Annotated in this window: 15 protein-coding genes; 4 read left to right on the top strand and 11 right to left on the bottom strand. The window is 65.6% G+C overall.

Annotated elements, in window-relative coordinates; all coding sequences use genetic code 11:
* Positions 1-369: 369 nt before the first annotated feature.
* From cobS to AC5STI_RS07630, 4 genes are all read left to right on the top strand, one after another.
* Positions 370-1,356, top strand: coding sequence for a cobaltochelatase subunit CobS (cobS, locus tag AC5STI_RS07615; protein ID WP_058284445.1), 987 nt, complete (start codon positions 370-372; stop codon positions 1,354-1,356).
* A gap of 193 nt (positions 1,357-1,549) precedes the next feature.
* The gene (cobT, locus tag AC5STI_RS07620; RefSeq protein ID WP_495446244.1) at positions 1,550-3,427 is read left to right on the top strand and encodes a cobaltochelatase subunit CobT; all 1,878 of its coding nucleotides are present in this window, start codon (positions 1,550-1,552) and stop codon (positions 3,425-3,427) included.
* Between the two features lie 372 nt (positions 3,428-3,799).
* Complete coding sequence (locus tag AC5STI_RS07625) at positions 3,800-5,590, top strand: aminopeptidase P family protein (protein ID WP_495446245.1); 1,791 nt, start codon at positions 3,800-3,802, stop codon at positions 5,588-5,590.
* Between the two features lie 73 nt (positions 5,591-5,663).
* Positions 5,664-6,005 carry a DUF427 domain-containing protein gene (locus AC5STI_RS07630; RefSeq protein WP_490399907.1) on the top strand — a complete coding sequence of 114 codons (342 nt, stop codon included), beginning with the start codon at positions 5,664-5,666 and terminating at the stop codon, positions 6,003-6,005.
* Positions 6,006-6,197: 192 nt separating this feature from the next.
* Here the strand turns inward: AC5STI_RS07630 and AC5STI_RS07635 are convergent, their stop codons facing one another.
* The 11 genes from AC5STI_RS07635 to AC5STI_RS07685 all read right to left on the bottom strand — a co-directional run bounded on the left by AC5STI_RS07635 (position 6,198) and on the right by AC5STI_RS07685 (position 19,043).
* Positions 6,198-6,389 carry a hypothetical protein gene (locus AC5STI_RS07635; RefSeq protein WP_475046473.1) on the bottom strand — a complete coding sequence of 64 codons (192 nt, stop codon included), beginning with the start codon at positions 6,387-6,389 and terminating at the stop codon, positions 6,198-6,200.
* Between the two features lie 221 nt (positions 6,390-6,610).
* Positions 6,611-8,293: a chloride channel protein gene (locus tag AC5STI_RS07640; protein WP_495446246.1), complete on the bottom strand. Its 1,683-nt coding sequence runs from the start codon at positions 8,291-8,293 to the stop codon at positions 6,611-6,613.
* 91 nt (positions 8,294-8,384) lie between these two features.
* On the bottom strand, positions 8,385-10,034 hold the full coding sequence (gene recN / locus AC5STI_RS07645; RefSeq protein ID WP_495446247.1) for a DNA repair protein RecN: 1,650 nt from the start codon (positions 10,032-10,034) through the stop codon (positions 8,385-8,387).
* Between the two features lie 27 nt (positions 10,035-10,061).
* Positions 10,062-10,910: an outer membrane protein assembly factor BamD gene (locus tag AC5STI_RS07650; RefSeq protein WP_490399904.1), complete on the bottom strand. Its 849-nt coding sequence runs from the start codon at positions 10,908-10,910 to the stop codon at positions 10,062-10,064.
* A 240-nt stretch (positions 10,911-11,150) separates the two neighbouring features.
* Positions 11,151-12,098 carry a UDP-3-O-acyl-N-acetylglucosamine deacetylase gene (gene lpxC, locus AC5STI_RS07655; RefSeq protein WP_475046479.1) on the bottom strand — a complete coding sequence of 316 codons (948 nt, stop codon included), beginning with the start codon at positions 12,096-12,098 and terminating at the stop codon, positions 11,151-11,153.
* A gap of 199 nt (positions 12,099-12,297) precedes the next feature.
* On the bottom strand, positions 12,298-14,013 hold the full coding sequence (gene ftsZ, locus AC5STI_RS07660) for a cell division protein FtsZ (RefSeq protein WP_495446248.1): 1,716 nt from the start codon (positions 14,011-14,013) through the stop codon (positions 12,298-12,300).
* Between the two features lie 372 nt (positions 14,014-14,385).
* Positions 14,386-15,720, bottom strand: a complete 1,335-nt coding sequence (gene ftsA, locus AC5STI_RS07665; protein WP_495446249.1) for a cell division protein FtsA — start codon at positions 15,718-15,720, stop codon at positions 14,386-14,388.
* Between the two features lies 1 nt (position 15,721).
* Positions 15,722-16,615, bottom strand: coding sequence for a cell division protein FtsQ/DivIB (locus tag AC5STI_RS07670; protein WP_495446250.1), 894 nt, complete (start codon positions 16,613-16,615; stop codon positions 15,722-15,724).
* Positions 16,603-17,481 (bottom strand): D-alanine--D-alanine ligase, encoded by an 879-nt coding sequence (locus AC5STI_RS07675; protein ID WP_495447740.1) that lies wholly within the window; start codon positions 17,479-17,481, stop codon positions 16,603-16,605. The genes AC5STI_RS07670 and AC5STI_RS07675 overlap by 13 nt, the downstream gene beginning before the upstream one ends.
* A 357-nt stretch (positions 17,482-17,838) precedes the next feature.
* On the bottom strand, positions 17,839-18,780 hold the full coding sequence (murB, locus tag AC5STI_RS07680; RefSeq protein ID WP_495446251.1) for a UDP-N-acetylmuramate dehydrogenase: 942 nt from the start codon (positions 18,778-18,780) through the stop codon (positions 17,839-17,841).
* Complete coding sequence (locus AC5STI_RS07685; RefSeq protein WP_495446252.1) at positions 18,732-19,043, bottom strand: hypothetical protein; 312 nt, start codon at positions 19,041-19,043, stop codon at positions 18,732-18,734. The genes murB and AC5STI_RS07685 overlap by 49 nt, the downstream gene beginning before the upstream one ends.
* Positions 19,044-19,081 lie beyond the last annotated feature (38 nt).

Raw genomic sequence — 19,081 nt, forward strand, 5'->3', positions numbered from 1 at the left:
CGCTGTGCTGCGCTTTGAAGCTGGCGATGGGCGGTCTTTCGCCGAAAATTATAGATAGACTTTTTATTTCTTTGACCCGCCCTGCCGTGACCGGTTAGGCAAAGATGTGCCGGCCGCAGCCTACCCCCCCAAAGCTTCGCGGGCGCCGGCAACAAAACGCGCCCCCTGCTGCCCGGCCGGGGGCGCAGTGCGTATCGCCCCCTCTGCCATCTGTCCCCGGTCCGCTCAGCGCCGTCTGTCCAGTTCCGGAACAATCGCGGCGTCAGCTGGTTTCCTGCCACACTTCCCCTTGCCCTCGCGCGCCAGATCGGGCACCAATCCCGCGGATTGGACCCTGATGGCAGGGAAGCGGTATAAGGATCGACTGGGATGACCGACGGCTTTGTGGATATGAATGCGAAACCGACCGAAGCAATTTCGGTGCGCGATGTGTTCGGGATCGACACGGATATGACGGTCAAGGGCTTTGCCGACGGCTCCGACCGGGTGCCGGCGCTGGACCCGACCTACAAGTTCGACCCGGAAACCACGCTTGCGATCCTGGCGGGCTTCAGCCACAACCGCCGTGTGATGATCCAGGGCTACCACGGCACCGGCAAGTCGACCCACATCGAACAGGTCGCCGCCCGCCTGAACTGGCCTTCCGTGCGTGTGAACCTCGACAGCCACATCAGCCGGATCGACCTGATCGGCAAGGACGCGATCAAGCTGCGCGACGGCAAGCAGGTGACTGAGTTCCACGAAGGCATCCTGCCCTGGGCGCTGCGCAACCCGGTTGCGATCGTGTTCGACGAGTATGATGCGGGCCGCGCCGACGTGATGTTCGTGATCCAGCGGGTGCTGGAGCATGACGGCAAGCTGACCCTCTTGGACCAGAACGAGATCATCACCCCGAACCCGTTCTTCCGCCTGTTTGCCACCGCCAACACCGTTGGCCTCGGCGACACCACCGGTCTGTATCATGGCACCCAGCAGATCAACCAGGCACAGATGGACCGCTGGTCGCTGGTCTCGACCCTGAACTACCTGAGCCACGACGCCGAAAGCGCCATCGTGCTGTCCAAGGCGCCGCATTACAACACCGAGAAGGGCCGCAAGACTATCAGCCAGATGGTGACCGTTGCCGACCTGACCCGGACCGCCTTTATGAACGGCGACCTGTCCACAGTGATGTCGCCGCGGACCGTAATCAACTGGGCCCAGAACGCCGAGATCTTCCGCGACGTGGGCTATGCCTTCCGCCTGTCGTTCCTGAACAAATGCGACGAGCTGGAGCGCCAGACCGTGGCCGAGTTCTACCAGCGCTGCTTCGACGAGGAGCTGCCGGAAAGCGCCGCCAGCGTGAGCCTGGGCTAACAGCAAGGTGCCGCCCGGCGGCAACGCCGGGCAGTGCCCGACCGCCCCGTCGAACCCAAGGTTCGCCTTCGGCAAAACGGAGCGGGCACTTCGTTTCCCGCCCGCGGCCGGGCAATGCCCTTTGATACAATCAAAGAAGGCTGGACAACGGCTGCACTTGGCGGAATGCTTCGATCAAGGACACCTTGCGACCATGAAAAAGCCGAACGACAACCCCGCCGATCCGTTCAAGAAAGCCCTGGCCGAAGCCACCAAGGTGATGGCCGACGACCCGGAACTGTCGGTGAGCTATACCGTCGACCCCTCCGGGCTGTCGGGCGACTCGATGCGGCTGCCTCAGGTCTCCCGCCGGATGAGCCGCGAGGAGGTGCTGCTGGCCCGCGGCACCGCGGATGCGCTTGCGCTGCGCCACAAGTTCCACGACGACGCCACCCACGCGAAATACGTGCCGCAGGGCGAGATGGCCCGCGACCTCTATGAGGCGATGGAGACCGCCCGCTGCGAGGCGATGGGTGCGCGCCACATGCCCGGCACCGCGTCAAACATCGACGTGAAGATCCGCAACGAGTCGATCCGGCGCGGCTATGACCAGATGAAATCCTCCTCCGAGGCACCGCTGGCCGCCTCTGCGGGCTATCTGATCCGCCACCTCGCCACCGGCCGCGAGCTGCCGGAAGGCGCTGCCAACATCATGGAGCTGTGGCGCGGGTTCATCGAATCCCAGGCCGGCGGCACGCTGGAAAACCTGGACGAAACCATTGCCGACCAGGCCGCCTTCGCCAAACTGGCGCGGCAGGTGATCTCGGACCTCGGCTATGGCGACCAGCTGGGCGATGACCCGGATGATCTGGACGACGAGGCCAATGACGAGGCCGAAGACAACGCCGAGGAGCAGCAGGATCCGGACAGCACCGGCCAGGACGATTCCGACGAGGAACAGGCCGACGCGTCTCCCGAGCAGAGCCAGGAGCAGCAGCAGGACGAAAGCCAGGCCCAGGTCTCGATGGACGAGATGGCCGAAGACGAGCTGGCCGAGGACACCGAGATGCCCGACGGCGAGGCGCCGCTGGAGCCGCCTGCCCCGCCGCCGGTTTCTGATGCGGACCCGGACTACAAGGTGTTCCTGGACAGCCATGACGAGGAAATCAACGCCGAGGAGCTGGCGGAGCCAGCTGAACTGGAGCGTCTGCGCGCCTATCTCGACCAGCAGCTGGAGCCGCTGAAGGGGGCCGTGTCGCGGCTGGCCAACAAGCTGCAGCGCCGCCTGCAGGCGCAGCAGAACCGCTCTTGGGAGTTCGACCGCGAGGAAGGCATCCTGGATGCCGGCCGCCTGGCGCGGGTGGTTGCCAACCCGACCACGCCGCTCAGCTTCAAGGTCGAAAAGGACACTGAGTTCCGCGACACCGTGGTGACTCTCCTGCTGGACAACTCCGGCTCCATGCGCGGCCGCCCGATCTCCATCGCGGCGATCTGCGCTGACGTGCTTGCCCGCACCCTGGAGCGCTGCAACGTGAAGGTCGAGATCCTCGGCTTCACCACCCGCGCCTGGAAGGGCGGCCTGGCGCGCGAGGCCTGGCTGAACGACGGCCGCCCGCAGCAGCCGGGGCGTCTGAACGACTTGCGCCATATCATCTACAAGGGCGCCGACGCCCCGATGCGCCGCACCCGCGCCAACCTGGGCCTGATGATGAAAGAGGGCCTCCTGAAGGAAAACATCGACGGCGAGGCGCTGGAATGGGCGCACCGCCGCATGGTGGCGCGGCGTGAGGCCCGCAAAATCCTGATGGTGATCTCCGACGGCGCGCCGGTGGATGACTCGACGCTGTCGGTGAACCCGGCGAACTACCTGGAGAAACACCTGCGCGACGTGATCGCGATGGTCGAAAAGCGCAAGCAGGTGGAACTGCTGGCAATCGGCATCGGCCACGACGTGACCCGCTATTACGAACGCGCGGTGACGATCACCGACGTGGAGCAGCTGGCCGGCGCAATGACCGAGCAGCTGGCCGCCCTGTTCGACAGCGACCCGCGCGCCCGCGCACGGGTGATGGGCATCAAACGCGCCAGCTGACGCCAGCTCCCTCAGACGGCCAAGGGAGCCCTCCCGCGCCTTTGGCCTGCATCAAAGATGCCGCCCTCAGCCTTGGGCATGGCCGCGCGCTGACGCGCGCGGCGGCGCCGGGTGCCGAAGGCTCCCGGCGCTTGGCCCAACGGGCCGGAGGGCATCTGTGATGCTCTCGCGGCCGGGCGGGAGCACTCCCGTTTGATTACCCCTTGCGTTGTGCCGTCAGGTCCCGGGAAATCTCTCTGCCGCCGCCCTTGCCAGCAGCAGGGCGATTTGGGACAAGAAGGGGCGCGCGCGCCGGCCCGCGCGTTTTCTTTACCGCGGCCCCGGAGTGCGCAAGCTTCCCGCCGCTCCGCCCCTTCAGCAGGAGACATGCCGATGTATCAGTCTTTCGACGTGACCGCCCGCCCGGAACAGGGCCCGCCCCGGCTGGCCGCCCTGCGCAAGGAGCTGGCGGCGGAAGGCCTGGACGGTTTCCTGGTGCCCCGCGCCGATGCCCATCAGGGCGAATATGTGGCCCCTAATGACGAGCGCCTCAGCTGGCTCACCGGTTTCACCGGCTCGGCGGGCTTTTGTGCGGTGCTGCAGAGCATCGCCGGTGTGTTCATCGATGGCCGCTACCGCACCCAGGTGAAACGCCAGGTTGCCGAGGAGTTCACGCCCGTGCCCTGGCCCGAGGTGCAGCTGGCGGACTGGCTGAAGGAGCAGCTGCCGCATGGGGGCAAGGTGGGGTTTGATCCCTGGCTGCACCCCGCAGGACAGATCACGTCGCTCACCAAGGAGCTGGCGGGCAGCGGCATCACCCTGGCGCAATCCGAGAACCTGGTGGACCGGATCTGGCAGGACCAGCCCGCACCGCCAATGAATCCCGTGGCCGCCCATCCGCTGGACTATGCGGGCGAAAGCGCCGCGGACAAATGCACGCGGCTGGCCAAGGGCCTGCAGGACGCAGGCCAGACGGCAGCCGTCATCACCCTGCCCGACAGCATCATGTGGCTGCTGAACATCCGCGGCAGCGACGTGGCGCGCAACCCCGTGGCGCATGGGTTTGCCATCCTGCACAGCGACGCGCGGGTGGACCTGTTCATGGCGGCAGAGAAACTCACGGGCCTGGAGGGGCATTTCGGCAGCACCGTCACCGTGCATCCGCCCCAAGACTTCCTCAAGGCCGCGGCAGCTCTCAACGGCTCTGTCGCAGCGGACTCCGGCACGGTCCCGCAGATCGTCGCGGACAAGCTGGGCGAGCGGCTGGTGCCCGCAGGCGACCCCTGCGCCCTGCCCAAGGCCCGCAAGAACGCCGCCGAGATCGCAGGCAGCGCAGCGGCCCACTTGCGCGATGGTGCCGCGGTAGTGGAGATGCTGGCCTGGCTCGACGCGCAGGCGCCCGGCACAATCACCGAGATTGATGCGGTCAAAAAGCTGGAAAGCCTGCGCAGCGAAGACCCCAGCTTGCGCGACATCAGCTTTGAAACCATCGCAGGCACCGGCGAGAACGGTGCTGTCATGCATTACCGCGTGACCGAGGAAACCGACACGCGGCTGGAGGACGGCCACCTGCTGGTGCTGGACAGCGGCGGCCAGTATCTGGACGGCACCACCGACATCACCCGCACCATCGCCATCGGCCCCCCCGGAAACGAGGAGCGCGCCGCCTATACGCGCGTGCTGCAGGGCATGATCGCCATGTCCCGTCTGCGCTGGCCCAAGGGGCTGGCGGGCCGCGATATCGAGGCCATCGGCAGGATGCCGCTGTGGCTGGCAGGGCAGGATTTCAATCACGGCCTTGGCCACGGCGTCGGCGCCTATCTCAGCGTGCACGAGGGCCCGCAGCGGCTGGCGCGCACCAGCCATGTGCCGCTGGAGCCCGGCATGATCCTGTCGAATGAACCCGGATACTACCGCGAGGGCGCCTTTGGCATCCGGATCGAGAACCTTCTGGTTGTTGAAGAGGCCCCGGCCCTTGACACCAGTGACCCGGAGCGCGAAATGCTGTGCTGGCGCACGCTCACCTTCGCCCCGGTAGACCGGCGGCTGGTGGATGCCTCCATGCTGACAGCAGACGAGAAAGACTGGCTCGACAGCTACCACCGGGAGGTTGCAGCAAAGATCGGACCGCAGCTCAGCCCCGCCGCGCAGGCGTGGCTTGATGCCGCAACCGCGCCGTTGTGACCCGGGTCTGACACCCGGCTGTTACATGGACTGAACAAAAGATGACACGAACGAAGAAAATGGGAAATCACGCATGACAAATATCCGTATCCGCAAGGCCGAAGGCACCTGGGTCGTCCGTTCCGGCGGCGCCGTATTGGGCGAAACTTCCAATGCGCTGGAGCTGACGGAGGGCGATATGGATCCGGTCATCTATTTCCCGCGCGAAGACATTGCCATGGCGTTCCTGGACCGCACCAGCAAGACCACCCAGTGCGAGCACAAGGGCGAGGCCAGCTATTTCTCCATCGCCAACAAATCCTCGGTCACCGAAAACGCGGCCTGGAGCTATGAGGATCCGAAAGAGGCAGCGGCAGAGATCAAAGGCTGCCTGGCATTTGTGCTGAGCGACTCTGTCAAGGTTGAGCAGGTCTGAGCCCTACCCGTCCGCGGCGGCCCCCCGCCGCCGCCCCGCGCGGGGGCAGCTATGAATTTCCGGAAGCCTAATCCGGACCGCACCGGTGCCAAGGCGCCGGTGTTTTTTTTGGGGGGGGGTGCGCGGCAACAGGTACCTCACATCCGGCCTTGCGGGCCGGAAGCTGCAGTTCCTTGTTCCGGAAGAAGGGGGCTAGGTCAGAATGGCCCGGCTGAGGTTCAGCCTGGCTTCCTCCAGCGCGTCGCCTGCGCCAAGGATATCCGTTTCCCGGGCGCATTGGATCGCGTAGTTGATCACTGCCTCCAGTGCCGCCCGTTCATTTTCCCGCTCGTCCGCCGTATTTTTCGCACCAGCCTCTTGCGGGCCGATTTCGAGGTTACGCATGAGTTTCCTACCGAAGTGAGTAAGTCTTGCTATGTCCTGGTTGTAGTGTTGTCGGAGGCTCAGCCGCAGGGCAACGCAAATCTTAACTTTCCATTTACCTGTAGCGGATTTCTCACAGATGCGGGGAAGATCCGGCCCGGTTTCCCCCTTGCGAAGCGCCTAAAGCGGGGCGGCAGCCGCACAATCCGCGCCTGCCCTGCCAGGGCAGCCGGCTTCTGGGGCTATCTGTGCTCCTCGGCGGCGGTGGCGGCCAGGGCGCGGTTGTAGGCCTTCAGCGCATCCACATGGTAAAGTGCGCCGATGATCTCGTCCGTCCCGGCCTCCTCCATCACCACCGGGAGAAAGGCCGCGTCGGCGCGGTCGAACACCGGCATCGCCGCCTCCAGCGAGGCGGCGGCGCGGATGCACAGCCCCTCCTCCACCAGCGCCTGGCATTCTTCCAGCGTGGCGCAGCGGCTGTCGCCCATCGGCCGCATCACGGCGCCCGCGCGGATCAGCGCCAGCAAATAGGCCTGCGGCCCCGCTGCGCAGTGAATGTCGCGCTTTTCCAGTTGGGTGAGGAAGAAGGAGCGGTCCACCAGCCGTGACGCCAGCGCAGTGGACATGGAGACCGAAACCATCACCGCCAGGCCAATCTGCCAGTCGCCGGTCAGTTCGAACACGATGAGCGTGGTGGAGATCGGCGCGCCCAGCACCGCGGCGGCTACCGCCCCCATGCCGGCAAAGGCATAAAGCGTATGGGTGCCGGACACATCCGGCAGCACCGAGGTCGCAATAAGGCCAAACGCCAGCCCGGTCAGCGCCCCGATCATCAGCGAGGGGGAGAACACCCCGCCGCCCATGCGCCCGCCCATGGTGATGGCCACGGCGGCGGTCTTGACCACGGTGAAGATCACCGCCTCCGCCAGCAGCAGCCCGCCGGTCAGCGCCAGCACGGTGGTTTCATAGCCGACGCCGATGATGTGGGGGTACCAGACCGCGATCACCCCCAGCATGGCGCCGGATACCGCCGGGCGCAGCCAGCGCGGCAGGCACAGCCGTTCCTGCACCTTGTTTCCGACCTTGTCGGCAAAGAAGATCGCCCGCATTTGGACCACCGCCACCAGGCCGCAGATCAGCCCCAGGATCAGGAAGGCCGGCAGCTCCACATAGAATTGCAGCGCACCGGGCGTGACCAGGGTGAATTCGGTGACATCGCCGTATTCCAGCCGGTTGATGACGGTGCCCGCGACCGAGGCAATCACGATAGGCGCAAAGGCATTGACCGCGAAGTGGCGCAGCACCACCTCCAGCGCGAACAGGGCGCCGGCAATCGGCGCGTTGAAGCTGGCAGACACCGCCGCCGCCACCGCACAGCCCAGCAGGTCGCGCCCGGTGATGCCGTCGGCATTGATCCGGTTGCTGACCCAGGTGGAGATCACCCCGGCCATATGCACCACCGGCCCTTCACGCCCGGTTGAGCCGCCGGTGGACAGCGTGATGAAGGACGCCAGCGCCGAGGCAAGCCCCTCCCGCTGCTCGACGCGGCCGTCGTGCAGCGCCGCGCCCTCGATCACGTCGGCGACCGAACGGACCCGCCCGTCCGGGGTGAACCGGTCGAGGATCAGGCCGACCACCAGACCGCCGCCCGCAGCAATGGACACCAGAACGTACCACGGCAGCCCCTGCGCAAAGCTGTGCAGGTAATCCACATCCGGCGCACCATAGACCCAGGCCTGCAACGCCGCGATCCCCTTGCGGAAAAACAGCGCCGCAAAGCCCGCGGCGATACCGATCAGCAGCGCGATCAGCCAGAACTGGAACTGGCTGGGGCCGCGGTGGCGCATCACCCGCCAGATATCCTTGAGGCCAGCCAGCCATTGCAGGGAAATTGCGGAAAGGGACGAACGGATTTCTTGCACCATAACCTGTCAGCGGGTCTTTTTTGTTTTCAATGGCCTACAACTGCCATGAAGCCGGTTAAAGAACCCTCACCCCGCCAGGTGTTCCGGCAGGTTATCCGGCCAGCAACGCGCGGGCCGCGGCACGGGCCTCGTTGGTGATGGTATCACCGGACACCATACGGGCAAGCTCATCCACCCGTTCCGTTCCATCCAGCGGCACCACCTGTGACAATGTCATGCCGTCGATCACCTGTTTGCGCACCTGCCAATGATGGCCGCCAAGCGCCGCCACCTGCGGCGAGTGGGTCACCACCAGCACTTGGCCGCCGCTTGCAAGGTTGCGCAGCCTGCGGCCCACAGCATCCGCCGTTGCACCGCCGACCCCGCGGTCGATCTCGTCGAAAATCAGCGTCTTGCTGGCATCCTCGCCGCGCAGGCAGACCTTGAGCGCCAGCAGGAAGCGGCTCAGCTCCCCGCCCGAAGCGATCTTGTTCAGCGGCCCGGCAGGCGCGCCCGGATTGGTGGCGACGGTAAAGGCCACCGCGTCGGTTCCGTCCGGTCCCGGCTCTGCCGTGGTAATGCGGGTCTCAAACACCGCCCGCTCCATCTTGAGAGGCGCCAGCTCTGCCATCACCGCCTTGTCCAGCGATGCGGCGCCCTGGCGGCGAACAGCACCCAACTGCTTGGCGGCTTGCGTGTAAGAGTCTTCTGCCGCCTTCAGCGCGGCCTCCTGATCGGCCAGGTTCTGATCGCCCGCATCCAGCGCGGCAAGCTTCGCCCGCAAGGTTTCGGCATAGTCACCCAGTTCATCCGCCTGCACGCCGTGCTTGCGCGCCAGCGCGCGGATCGCAAACAGCCGCTCCTCGCAGTCTTCCAGCTCACCCGGGTTGAAGTCCAGGCTGCCAAGCACACGCTCCACACCGTCTTGGGCATCGCCCAGCTCAATCATCGCGCGGCTCAGCGCCGCCAGCGGCTCATCCAGGCCTGTTTCTTCCTCTTGGCCCGCAACGCCCTCCAGCCAGCGCTGCGCCTCGCCCATGGCGGACTCGGCGCCCTCGCTGAGCAGCGCATGGGCGCGGGCGATGTCGCCGCGGATGCGCTCAGCCGCCTGCATCTGACGGCGGCGGGTGTCCAGCGCCTCATCCTCGCCCGGCTGCGGATCCAGCTTGTCCAGTTCCGCAACCGCATGGCGCAGGAACTCTTCCTCGGCCCGCACGGCCTCCAGCGCGGCACGGGTGGCCGCCACCGTCTTGCGCGCCCTGGCCGCTCCGGCCCAGGCCGCGCGCACGTCCGCAAGCAGCGGTTGGGTACCGGCATACTGGTCCAGCAGCGCCATATGGCCGCGCGGGTTCAGCAGCCCTCGGTCGTCATGCTGGCCGTGCAGTTCAACCAGAGTTTCCGACAGCGCCCGCAGCACCTCGCCCGAACAGCGCCGGTCATTAACCCAGGCGGTCTTGCGACCGTCCGCGGTGTTCACCCGGCGCAGGATCAAGCTGTCGCCGCCGGGCAGCCCGGCCTCTTCCAGGATCGCATGAGCCGGGTGATCAGCTGGCAGGTCGAACTCCGCCAGCACCTCGCCCTGCTTGGCGCCCTGGCGCACCAGTTCGGCGCGGCCGCGCCAGCCCAGCACAAAGCCGAGACTGTCGAGAAGAATGGATTTGCCCGCCCCGGTCTCGCCGGTCAGCACATTCAGCCCGGGCTGAAAGTTCAGCTCCAGGTGGTCAATGATCAGGATATCCCGGATATCAAGCGCGCGCAGCATTGCCCCGCCCCATTGCCGCAGCGGCCCTTACAGCCACTGCCCTTTCACCGTCTGCCGGTAGATCTGGCTCAGCCAGTTGTTGCCGCGGTCCTTGGGCTTGAGCCCTTGCGCGGTCAGCAGCCTGTAGCTGTCCTCGTACCATTCGGTGGACTGGAAGTTATGGCCCAGAATGGCCGCCGCAGTCTGTGCTTCGGCAGTCAGGCCCAGCGACAGATAGCCCTCGACCAGGCGGTGCAGCGCCTCTGGCGTGTGGCTGGTGGTCTGAAAATCCTCCACCACCACCCGGAAACGGTTGATTGCAGAGGTGTAATGGCCGCGGCGCAGGTAGTAGCGGCCGATCTCCATCTCCTTGCCCGCCAGGTGGTCAAAGGCCAGGTCGAATTTCAGGATTGCCGAGGTGGCATACTGGCTGTCCGGGTAAACCTCGATCACCGTGCGCAGCGCCTGCAGCGCCTGGAAGGTCAGCCCCTGGTCGCGGCCCACCTCGTCGATCTGGTCGTAATAGCTGAGCGCCAGCAGATACTGGGCATAAGCCGCATCCTCATCTGCCGGGTAAAAGTCGATGAACCGCTGCGCGGCGGCGCGGCTGTTCTCGTAATCCTTGGTGGAGTGATACGCAAAGGCCTGCATGATCACCGCCTGTTTCGCCCATTCGGAATAGGGGTACAGGCGCTCGATCTCGGCAAAATAATAAACGGCATCCTTGGGACGCCGGTTGGCCAGCTCGAACTCGCCGCGCTCATAGATCTGATCGGGGGAATAGGCCTCAACCGACTCGCCGCGCTTGACTGCGCCGCCATCGCCGCCGCAACCCGCAAGCACCGCCATCAGAACGACCGCGCCCAAGGTTCTGGCTCCTGCCCTGATGCCGTTCATAATGCCTAACCTCACCGTCATTGACTTACGGGTGTCCGCCCCGGTTATGCCGTCTCTAGCATATTCGAATGGCGCGCAAAATGCCTTTCGCCACTTCCGCGTTCACATGGCAGAGAAAGCCGCCCGCGGTCAAGGCTGCGCGGGAATTCCCTGCCGCAACGGCTGCCATTGCGGCCACATGAAAAGACCCGGGACAAGGGGGTCCCGGGCCAGTTGTCCGCTCGTTCCTGGTTTTCTGCCTTATGCCACGCGGCGCTGTTCAGCCGGGATTTCCGACCAGATCAGCCCCTGCCCTGGAAGCCGTGCGGTCATCGCTGCATCGCAGACGACGGCCCGGACTGCACCCGGCTCCGCAAACAAGGCTCGCAGCAAGGTGTTGGTCAGCGCGTGCCCCGCGCGCTCGCCAACGTAGCGCCCCAAGATCGGCCCCCCGGCCAGTGCCAGATCGCCCAGGGCATCCAGCATCTTGTGGCGTACAGGCTCGTCCGAGTGGCGCAGGCCCGCGCCGCTCTCGACCCGGTCCCCGTCAAACACAACCGCGTTCTCGCCCGGCACACCGCCCAGGGCGAGGCCGTTGGCCTGCATGGATTCGACATCCGCCTGACGGCAGAAAGTGCGGCTGTCGCACAGCTCACGCGCAAAGCTGCCGTTGCGCATGTCCAGGACCTTGCTCTGGCGGCCGATCGCGGCTTCGGCAAAGTCGATGTGGAATTCGATGGTCAGGCGGTCCGACGGCAGCAGGGTGGCGCGGGCGCCGTCCTTTTCAACCGTCACCGGCTTCAGCACTTCATAGGCAGTCGCGGGCACGCCCTGGCGCTGCACGCCGTATTTCATGATGCCGCGCACAAACGGTGCCGAGGAACCATCCACAATCGGCACTTCCGGGCCGTCGATTTCGATCAGCGCATTGTGCACGCCGCAGCCAGCCAGCGCCGCCATAATGTGCTCGACTGTGGAAACACTCACACCGGAGGTGTTGACCAGCCGGGTGCACAGCGGGCTGCGCTCAACCAGGTCCCAGCGGGCCGGAACCATAGTGTTGCCCAATGCGATGTCGGTGCGCTTGAACACGATCCCATGCCCCGCCGGAGCCGGGATCAGGATCATGCGGGCGGGCTTGCCGGAATGCAGGCCGACCCCTTCAAATGCCACCGATGCCTTGAGCGTATTTTGCACGTTGTGCCTCATTTCACTATGTCCGGCCTCCCGGGCCGTGTTGCGAAAGAGAGTTAAGGTTTTGGAAAAAAACCTACAACTCAATCTTTGTAACGGTTTGAAACATGGCTGTAACAGATAGGCAAAACACCGCTTAGATCCGCGCAAAGCACTGATCCAAAAAGAGAAAGCCGCCCAAAAGGCGGCTTTCGTCAGCGTCAGATGTGATGCGTCAGTTGGCCTGGCGGCGCAGGAACGCGGGGATTTCGATGCGTTCCTGGTCGGGATCAGGCTGCTGCGCCTGGGCCTGCTGCGGCTGTGCCGAGGGTGCAGGCGCCTGCATTGCGGGCTGCTGGCGCACCGCTTGGGGTTGCTGTTTGGCCGCCGGGGTCTCAGTTGTGCCGGTCATCCGGTGGATCAGCGAATTCAGGCCGAACCGGCGCTGGCCCTCGGGCTGCTGCTGTTGTTGCTGTTGCTGCTGCTGCTGCGGAGCCGGTGCAACCGGCGCCACCGGACGCGGCTGCTGCGCCTGCGGCTGCTGAACCCGCTGGGCAGCGGCCTGCAGACGCTCCAGCGCCTGCGGCGACGGGGTGCCCGGCGCGGGCGCCTTGGGTGCGACAAAGGCGTCTGCCTGCTGCCCGGCAACATCCGCCTGCGGGCGGAACTCAGGCACTTGCGGCTGGTAGGCCGGCGGCGGCAGGCCGTCATCGCCCATCTGCTCCGACTCTTCAAAGACGTCGCCGGACTGGTCCTGCTCAGCGGCCTGCTGCACGTTCATCTCTTCGAACAGCGACGGCTCTTCCAGCGCGGCGGGGGCTTGAGCAGCTTCCGCAGCCGGTGCCGGGGCGGCCTCCACAGGCCGCGGCTGTTCAACCGGGGTTTCCAGTTCCAGCGGCGCGGCGCGGGTTTCCTCGACGGTGACAGTCTGGCGCAGCGGTGCCGACATCGGGCGGCGCGGCACCGGCATATCGGTGTTCACGTCGGTGGCGTCGATGCCGGTGGCCACGACGGAGACCCGCATCTTGCCTTCCATGCCGGTGTCCAGGGTGGAACCGACGATGATGTTGGCATCCGGGTCCACTTCCTCGCGGATGCGGTTGGCCGCCTCGTCCAGTTCGAACAGGGTCAGGTCGTGGCTGCCGGTGATGTTGATCAGCACGCCCTTGGCGCCCTTGAGGCTGATTTCGTCCAGCAGCGGGTTGGCAATCGCCTTCTCGGCGGCCTGCACGGCGCGGTCTTCGCCCTCGCCCTCGCCGGTGCCCATCATCGCCTTGCCCATCTCGTCCATCACGGCGCGGACGTCGGCAAAGTCGAGGTTGATCAGGCCCGGGCGCACCATCAGGTCGGTCACACCCTTGACGCCCTGATACAGCACGTCATCCGCCATCGAGAACGCCTCGGTGAAGGTGGTCTTCTCGTTGGCGAGGCGGAACAGGTTCTGGTTCGGGATGATGATCAGCGTGTCCACAACCTTTTGCAGGCTTTCCACACCGCTTTCGGCCTGGCGCATCCGCTTGAGGCCCTCGAACTGGAACGGCTTGGTCACGACACCAACGGTCAGCACGCCGAGTTCCCGCGCCGCCTGCGCGATGATCGGTGCCGCGCCGGTGCCAGTGCCGCCGCCCATGCCGGCAGTGATAAAGCACATATGCGCGCCCGCCAGATGGTCGACGATCTGCTCGATGCTTTCCTCAGCCGCGGCGGAGCCCACCTGCGGGCGGGCGCCTGCGCCCAGGCCCTCGGTCACTTTCACACCCAGCTGGATGCGGGCCTTGGCCGCGCTTTGCTGCAGGGCCTGCGCGTCGGTATTGGCCACGACGAATTCAACGCCGTCCAATTCCTTCTCGATCATGTTGTTGACGGCGTTGCCGCCGGCCCCGCCGACACCAAATACCGTGATCTTCGGCTTCAACTCTTCCTGCCCGGGCATCGAAAGATTCAACGTCATGCTCTTACCGCCTGTGTTACCCGCCCTCCCGCAAAGGGCTTGTTCCTGTCCTATTCACCATAATCTTACCGCGGAGGGGATGTTTCGTCATCCCAAAAAGCACAATGTGCCACAAAATAAGGTCTCAATTCTAAGACCAAACCGCGGTATTTCGCCGTCCCTAGCAGATATTGCGGTTTACGCACAAGACCAACACAACACAGAGGATCCATCCGCAAAATCCTTAGTGCGGAGGACGTTTCCCTGATCTGTGGCTGGCCACTGCCCGGCCTGCTGAATCGCCGCTTTTGCGCGGACGTTAAGAACAACCTAACGGGTCCTGCCGGCGCTGTCACGCCCTCTTTGCCCATCCAGGTTGAATTGATTTGCCGGTTACCAGTTGTCGCGGAACCAGCGCACGGCGCGGCCCAGGGTGCCCGCCGGATGGCGGCTGGCAGGCATGTCGAAATCCCACCACTCATCCTGCGGGTGCGCCGCAAACAGGCACAGCCCCACGGCAGAGGCAAAGCCCGGACCGGTCGCCGATTGCGGCAGGCCATGCACGCGCAGCGGGCGGCCCAGGCGCACTTGCTGGCCGAGGATGCGGCTGGCCAGCCCGTCCAGCCCCATGATCTGGCTGGAGCCGCCGGTCAGCACGATCTGCTGGCTGGACAGGTATTCGAACCCGGCCGCATCCAGCCGTGCGCGCACTTCCTCAAGGACCTCCTCGACGCGCGGGCGCATGATGCCGATCAGCTCGGCCCGGCTGACGGTGCGGCGGTCATGCTCCCAGTCGCCGGTATCGCCGCCGATGTCGATCATGTCGCGGTCGTCGGCACCGGTGGCGTGGACGCCGCCGCAAAAGGTCTTGATCCGCTCGGCATTGGCCAGCGGCACCCCCAGCCCCATCGAGATGTCGCTGGTAATGTGATCGCCGCCCAGCCGCACCGCGTCGGCATAGATCATGTGCTTCTTCATGAAGATCGAGATCGAGGTGGAGCCGCCGCCCATGTCGATGCAGGCCGCGCCCAGCTCCTGCTCATCCTCGACCAGCGCCGAGAAGCCGGAGACATAGGCCGACGACGCGATCCCCGCCAGCTCAAGGTCGCAGCGCTGGATGCAGCGCACCAGGTTCTGCACCGCGATCGCATCGACCGTCAGCATGTGCATGTCGACCGCCAGGGTCTGCCCCATCTGGCCGCGCGGATCGGCGAGGCCGGAGCGGTTGTCGAGCGCAAAGTTCACCGGCTGGGCGTGCAGCACCTCGCGGCCGGCGCCGTATTCCGGCACTTCGCAGGAGGCCAGCACCTGGGCGACCTCATTCTCCGAAACCACCTGGCCTTCCAGATCCAGCTTGGCGTCCAGCCCGTAGGAGCGCGGATTGGCGCCGGAGAAACAGGCGATCACGTGATCGACGCGCACCTCTGCCATCTTCTGCGCCGCCTGCACCGCGGTGCGGATGGCGCGCTCGGTCTCCTGCATCGCGGTAATCTCGCCGAACTGCACCCCGCGCGACCGCGTGGTGGCCGCACCAATCACCCGGAAGCCCGACTGCCCGGCCAGCGCACCGATGGAGCCATCCTCGCTCAGCTTGCCAGTGCCGTCAAAGCGCAGCACCAGACAGGCGATCTTGGAGCTGCCCACGTCCAGAATGGCGACCACGCCGCGCTGCATCGCCTGGCGCCGCATCTGCCGCATTGCCCGCTGCGACTGATAGAGATCTGTCATGTTACTGCCCGCCCCCATTCAACTGCCGGATGCGCCACCAGTTTTCCACTGCGTTTTCGGTCATGCGGATGGTCGGGCGCCCAGCCAAGCGCATATCCACCGCCGCCACATCGCGTTCCAGCAAATCCTGTACTTCACTCACCGCCAGCACCCGCTCCAGCGCCCGGACCGGGTTGTCTGCCGGCAGCATAATGCGCTGCTTGCGGTCCAGCACCACGTCCCAGCGCCGTTCGCCCACCCGCACCAGGCCGCGCAGCCGCGGCCCCAGCGGTTTCGCTGCTGCGAACAGCCGCAGCGCCTGGCCTGCGTGCCTGGCCGCGCCCTTGCCCGCAATCAGCGGCAGATCGGGATGCAGGCTGCGGCGGCCCAGCTCGGCCACGTGAATGCCGTTTTCGTCCAGCAGCGCCAGCCCTTCGCGGCTGCGCCAGATCAGCGCCGGCGCGCGTTCCTCGACATCCACTTGCAGAATGCCGCCCGGACGGATCCTGACGCTTGCGGATTTCACCGGGTCGAGCCCGGTGATCACGTCGCGGATCTGCTCCAGATCCAGATCGAAGGAGCTGACCGGAAAATCCAGCGGCACCACTTCGCGAATGTCCTGCGCCACGCTGGTGCCGGCGCCGTCCACCGCCATCACCTTGACCATGAACTCAGGCCGTTCCTCGATCGCAGCGCGGGCATCGTTGATCAGCCCCTGCAGCGCATCGCGGCGGCCCTCATCCGCCAGGTAGGCGCTGCCGGCCGCCAGGACCAGGCACAAGGGCACCCCGAACCGCAAGCCGAACCGGATGCCCGGCGTCAGCATCCAGCGCTGCAGCCGGTATTTCAGCCGCGACGGCGCCGGATCCGCCCGCCCTTCGACGCTGCGGCGGAAACGCCCCTTCAGCGGTTGCATGAAGCATCCTCCACCATCCAGGCGCACAGCTGGCCAAAGGTCATACCGCAATGGGCCGCCTGCTCCGGAACCAGCGACGTCGGTGTCATGCCGGGCTGGGTGTTGGTCTCCAAGAGCACCAGCCCGCTGGCGCCGCGGGCCTCATCCCAGCGGAAATCGGTGCGGCTGACACCGCGGCAACCCAAAGCCTCATGCGCCTTCAGCGCGTATTCCAGGCACAGGTCATGGATTTCCCGCGGCAGATCCGCAGGCAGCACATGGCGCGAGCCGCCGGGCTTGTACTTGGCGTCATAGTCATACCAGCCGTCGGTCAGGATATCGGTCACCGTCAGCGCCCGGTCCCCGATCACCGTGGTGGTCAGCTCGCGCCCCGGCGCGTAGGTCTCGACCATCACCTGCTGCGGCATCTCCTCCGACAGCTGCGGCGGGCCGTTGGCGGCCTCATGCACGATATAGATGCCGACGCTGGAACCCTCGTTGTTGGGCTTCACCACATAGGGCGGCGCCATCACATGGCCGGCCGTGACGTCATCCTTGGCAAACAGGCCGCTGTCGACCACCGGCAGGCCGGCAGAGCGGTAGACTTCCTTGGAGCGCTGCTTGTCCATCGCCAGCGCCGAGGCCAGCACGCCGGAATGGGTATAGGGAATGCCCAGCCACTCCAGCAGGCCCTGGACGCAGCCGTCCTCGCCCCAGCGCCCATGCAGCGCGTTGAACACCACGTCTGGTTTGATCTCTGCCAGGCGCGCGTGCAGGTCCCGGCCTGCATCCACCTCTACAACCTCGAACCCCTCACCGCGCAAAGCGGCCGCGCATTCGCGGCCGCTGGACAGCGATACCTCGCGTTCGGCCGACGGTCCGCCCATCAGCACCGCGACTTTCGGGAGTGCCCTGCTCGACTTACTCACCACAAGCGCCTCAATATGCGGGGCTTTTCTGCCCCTGGTTCTTGGGACCCCGTCAGGGCCCGCCTCATGCCTTAGCGCCGGAATGCCTCCGGCTGATTTTTGCGGGGCTCTTCGCCCCGGATCCTGCGGGGGCCGCACCCCTGAAAACCGGCAAGCCATTGCCGCCTCTTCGGCACCCTAACGCCCAAATACTTACCGGGGTGTTAACACTGCCTTTACCACGTTTAACAATTGCCGCTGCCCGGGTCCCGCCGGGACCATATGGTGCCTCAAGCTGCGGCTGCAGAAGCCTTTGTCAGCGTTCAGGTTTTCCAGTTATTCGGGAAGCGGATCACCAATCCGCATGATTTCCCACTCTAACGTGATGCCGGAATTCTCGTAAACCTTTTTCCGCACGTCCTCGCCCAAGCCCTCCAAATCTGCGGCGGTTGCGCCACCGGTGTTGATCAGAAAGTTGGAATGCTTCTCGCTCATCTGGGCGCCGCCGCGCCGGGCGCCGCGCATGCCGGCGTTGTCGATCACCTTCCAGGCCTTGAGGTCATGCACATCATCCGCCCGCCCGGTCGAGGAGAAACCCGCCGGGTTGCGGAAGGTCGATCCGGCCGAGCGGTCCTTGACCGGCTGCGTCTCATCCCGCTTTTGCAGCTGAGCCTCCATCCTTGCGTGCAGCTCCGCCGGGTCGCCCTTGGGGCCGCGCAGTTTCGCCGAGACCAGCACCGCGCCCTCGGGGAACGCGGTCTGGCGGTACTGAAAGCCCAGTTCGCCGGCGGTGATCTCGCGGATCTCTCCCTGGCGGGTCACGATGGTGGCCGAGACAAAGACATCGGCGGTGTAGCTGCCATAGCAGCCCGCATTCATCCGCACCGCGCCGCCGATCGAGCCGGGGATGGTGCGCAGGAAGGTGAGGTCGACACCCGCATCCGCAGCCTTCTTTGCCACATGCGCATCCAGCGCTGCCGCCCCTGCGGTGACGGTATCGCCATCCGTTTCAATGCTGTTGAAACCGCGCCCCAGCCGGATCACCACCGCGCGCAAGCCCCCGTCGCGCACGATCAGGTTGGAACCGACTCCCATCGGAAACACCTGCACTGCCGGGTCCAGCTGGCGCAGGAATTCGGCCAGATCCTCGGTATCCGCAGGCTGAAACAGGTGGTCCGCCGGACCGCCCACCCGCAGCCAGGTCAGCTCCGCCAGCAGCTTCTGCCGGGTCAGCCGCCCGCGAGCCGCCGGAAGTATGATTTCAGAACGCGCCGCCATCGTCTTTTCTGCCCCAGTTTCCAGCCTATGAACGCGCACAGTCCGTAAACAAGATGGCCGTTGAAATAAAGGGACAACACGCTCCGGCGGAGATCGTGTTCATGATTTTGCTCAAACACGCTGACAGCCAGCCCCGCCAGAATACCAGCCCAGAGCACTGCCACCCCCTTGGCGAGCCGCAGCCTCCGGTAGCGGGCAAGACAATAGAAGCCAATCAGCCAAGCCGCGCCAAACGCGAGCCAGGCTGCAAACACAGCGGCCATGAGCAGCCTCCACCGGCGGCAAAAACATGCCGGAACGC

The sequence above is a fragment of the Leisingera sp. CC-HEC096 genome (assembly GCF_059429235.1).

Bases quoted from the DNA above. Each gene is read 5' to 3' on its own strand.
- cobS (WP_058284445.1), top strand. From the start codon at position 370: ATGACCGACGGCTTTGTGGATATGAATGCGAAACCGACCGAAGCAATT.
- cobT (WP_495446244.1), top strand. From the start codon at position 1,550: ATGAAAAAGCCGAACGACAACCCCGCCGATCCGTTCAAGAAAGCCCTG.
- AC5STI_RS07625 (WP_495446245.1), top strand. From the start codon at position 3,800: ATGTATCAGTCTTTCGACGTGACCGCCCGCCCGGAACAGGGCCCGCCC.
- AC5STI_RS07630 (WP_490399907.1), top strand. From the start codon at position 5,664: ATGACAAATATCCGTATCCGCAAGGCCGAAGGCACCTGGGTCGTCCGT.
- AC5STI_RS07635 (WP_475046473.1), bottom strand. From the start codon at position 6,389: ATGCGTAACCTCGAAATCGGCCCGCAAGAGGCTGGTGCGAAAAATACG.
- AC5STI_RS07640 (WP_495446246.1), bottom strand. From the start codon at position 8,293: ATGGTGCAAGAAATCCGTTCGTCCCTTTCCGCAATTTCCCTGCAATGG.
- recN (WP_495446247.1), bottom strand. From the start codon at position 10,034: ATGCTGCGCGCGCTTGATATCCGGGATATCCTGATCATTGACCACCTG.
- AC5STI_RS07650 (WP_490399904.1), bottom strand. From the start codon at position 10,910: ATGAACGGCATCAGGGCAGGAGCCAGAACCTTGGGCGCGGTCGTTCTG.
- lpxC (WP_475046479.1), bottom strand. From the start codon at position 12,098: ATGAGGCACAACGTGCAAAATACGCTCAAGGCATCGGTGGCATTTGAA.
- ftsZ (WP_495446248.1), bottom strand. From the start codon at position 14,013: ATGACGTTGAATCTTTCGATGCCCGGGCAGGAAGAGTTGAAGCCGAAG.
- ftsA (WP_495446249.1), bottom strand. From the start codon at position 15,720: ATGACAGATCTCTATCAGTCGCAGCGGGCAATGCGGCAGATGCGGCGC.
- AC5STI_RS07670 (WP_495446250.1), bottom strand. From the start codon at position 16,615: ATGCAACCGCTGAAGGGGCGTTTCCGCCGCAGCGTCGAAGGGCGGGCG.
- AC5STI_RS07675 (WP_495447740.1), bottom strand. From the start codon at position 17,481: ATGGGCGGACCGTCGGCCGAACGCGAGGTATCGCTGTCCAGCGGCCGC.
- murB (WP_495446251.1), bottom strand. From the start codon at position 18,780: ATGGCGGCGCGTTCTGAAATCATACTTCCGGCGGCTCGCGGGCGGCTG.
- AC5STI_RS07685 (WP_495446252.1), bottom strand. From the start codon at position 19,043: ATGGCCGCTGTGTTTGCAGCCTGGCTCGCGTTTGGCGCGGCTTGGCTG.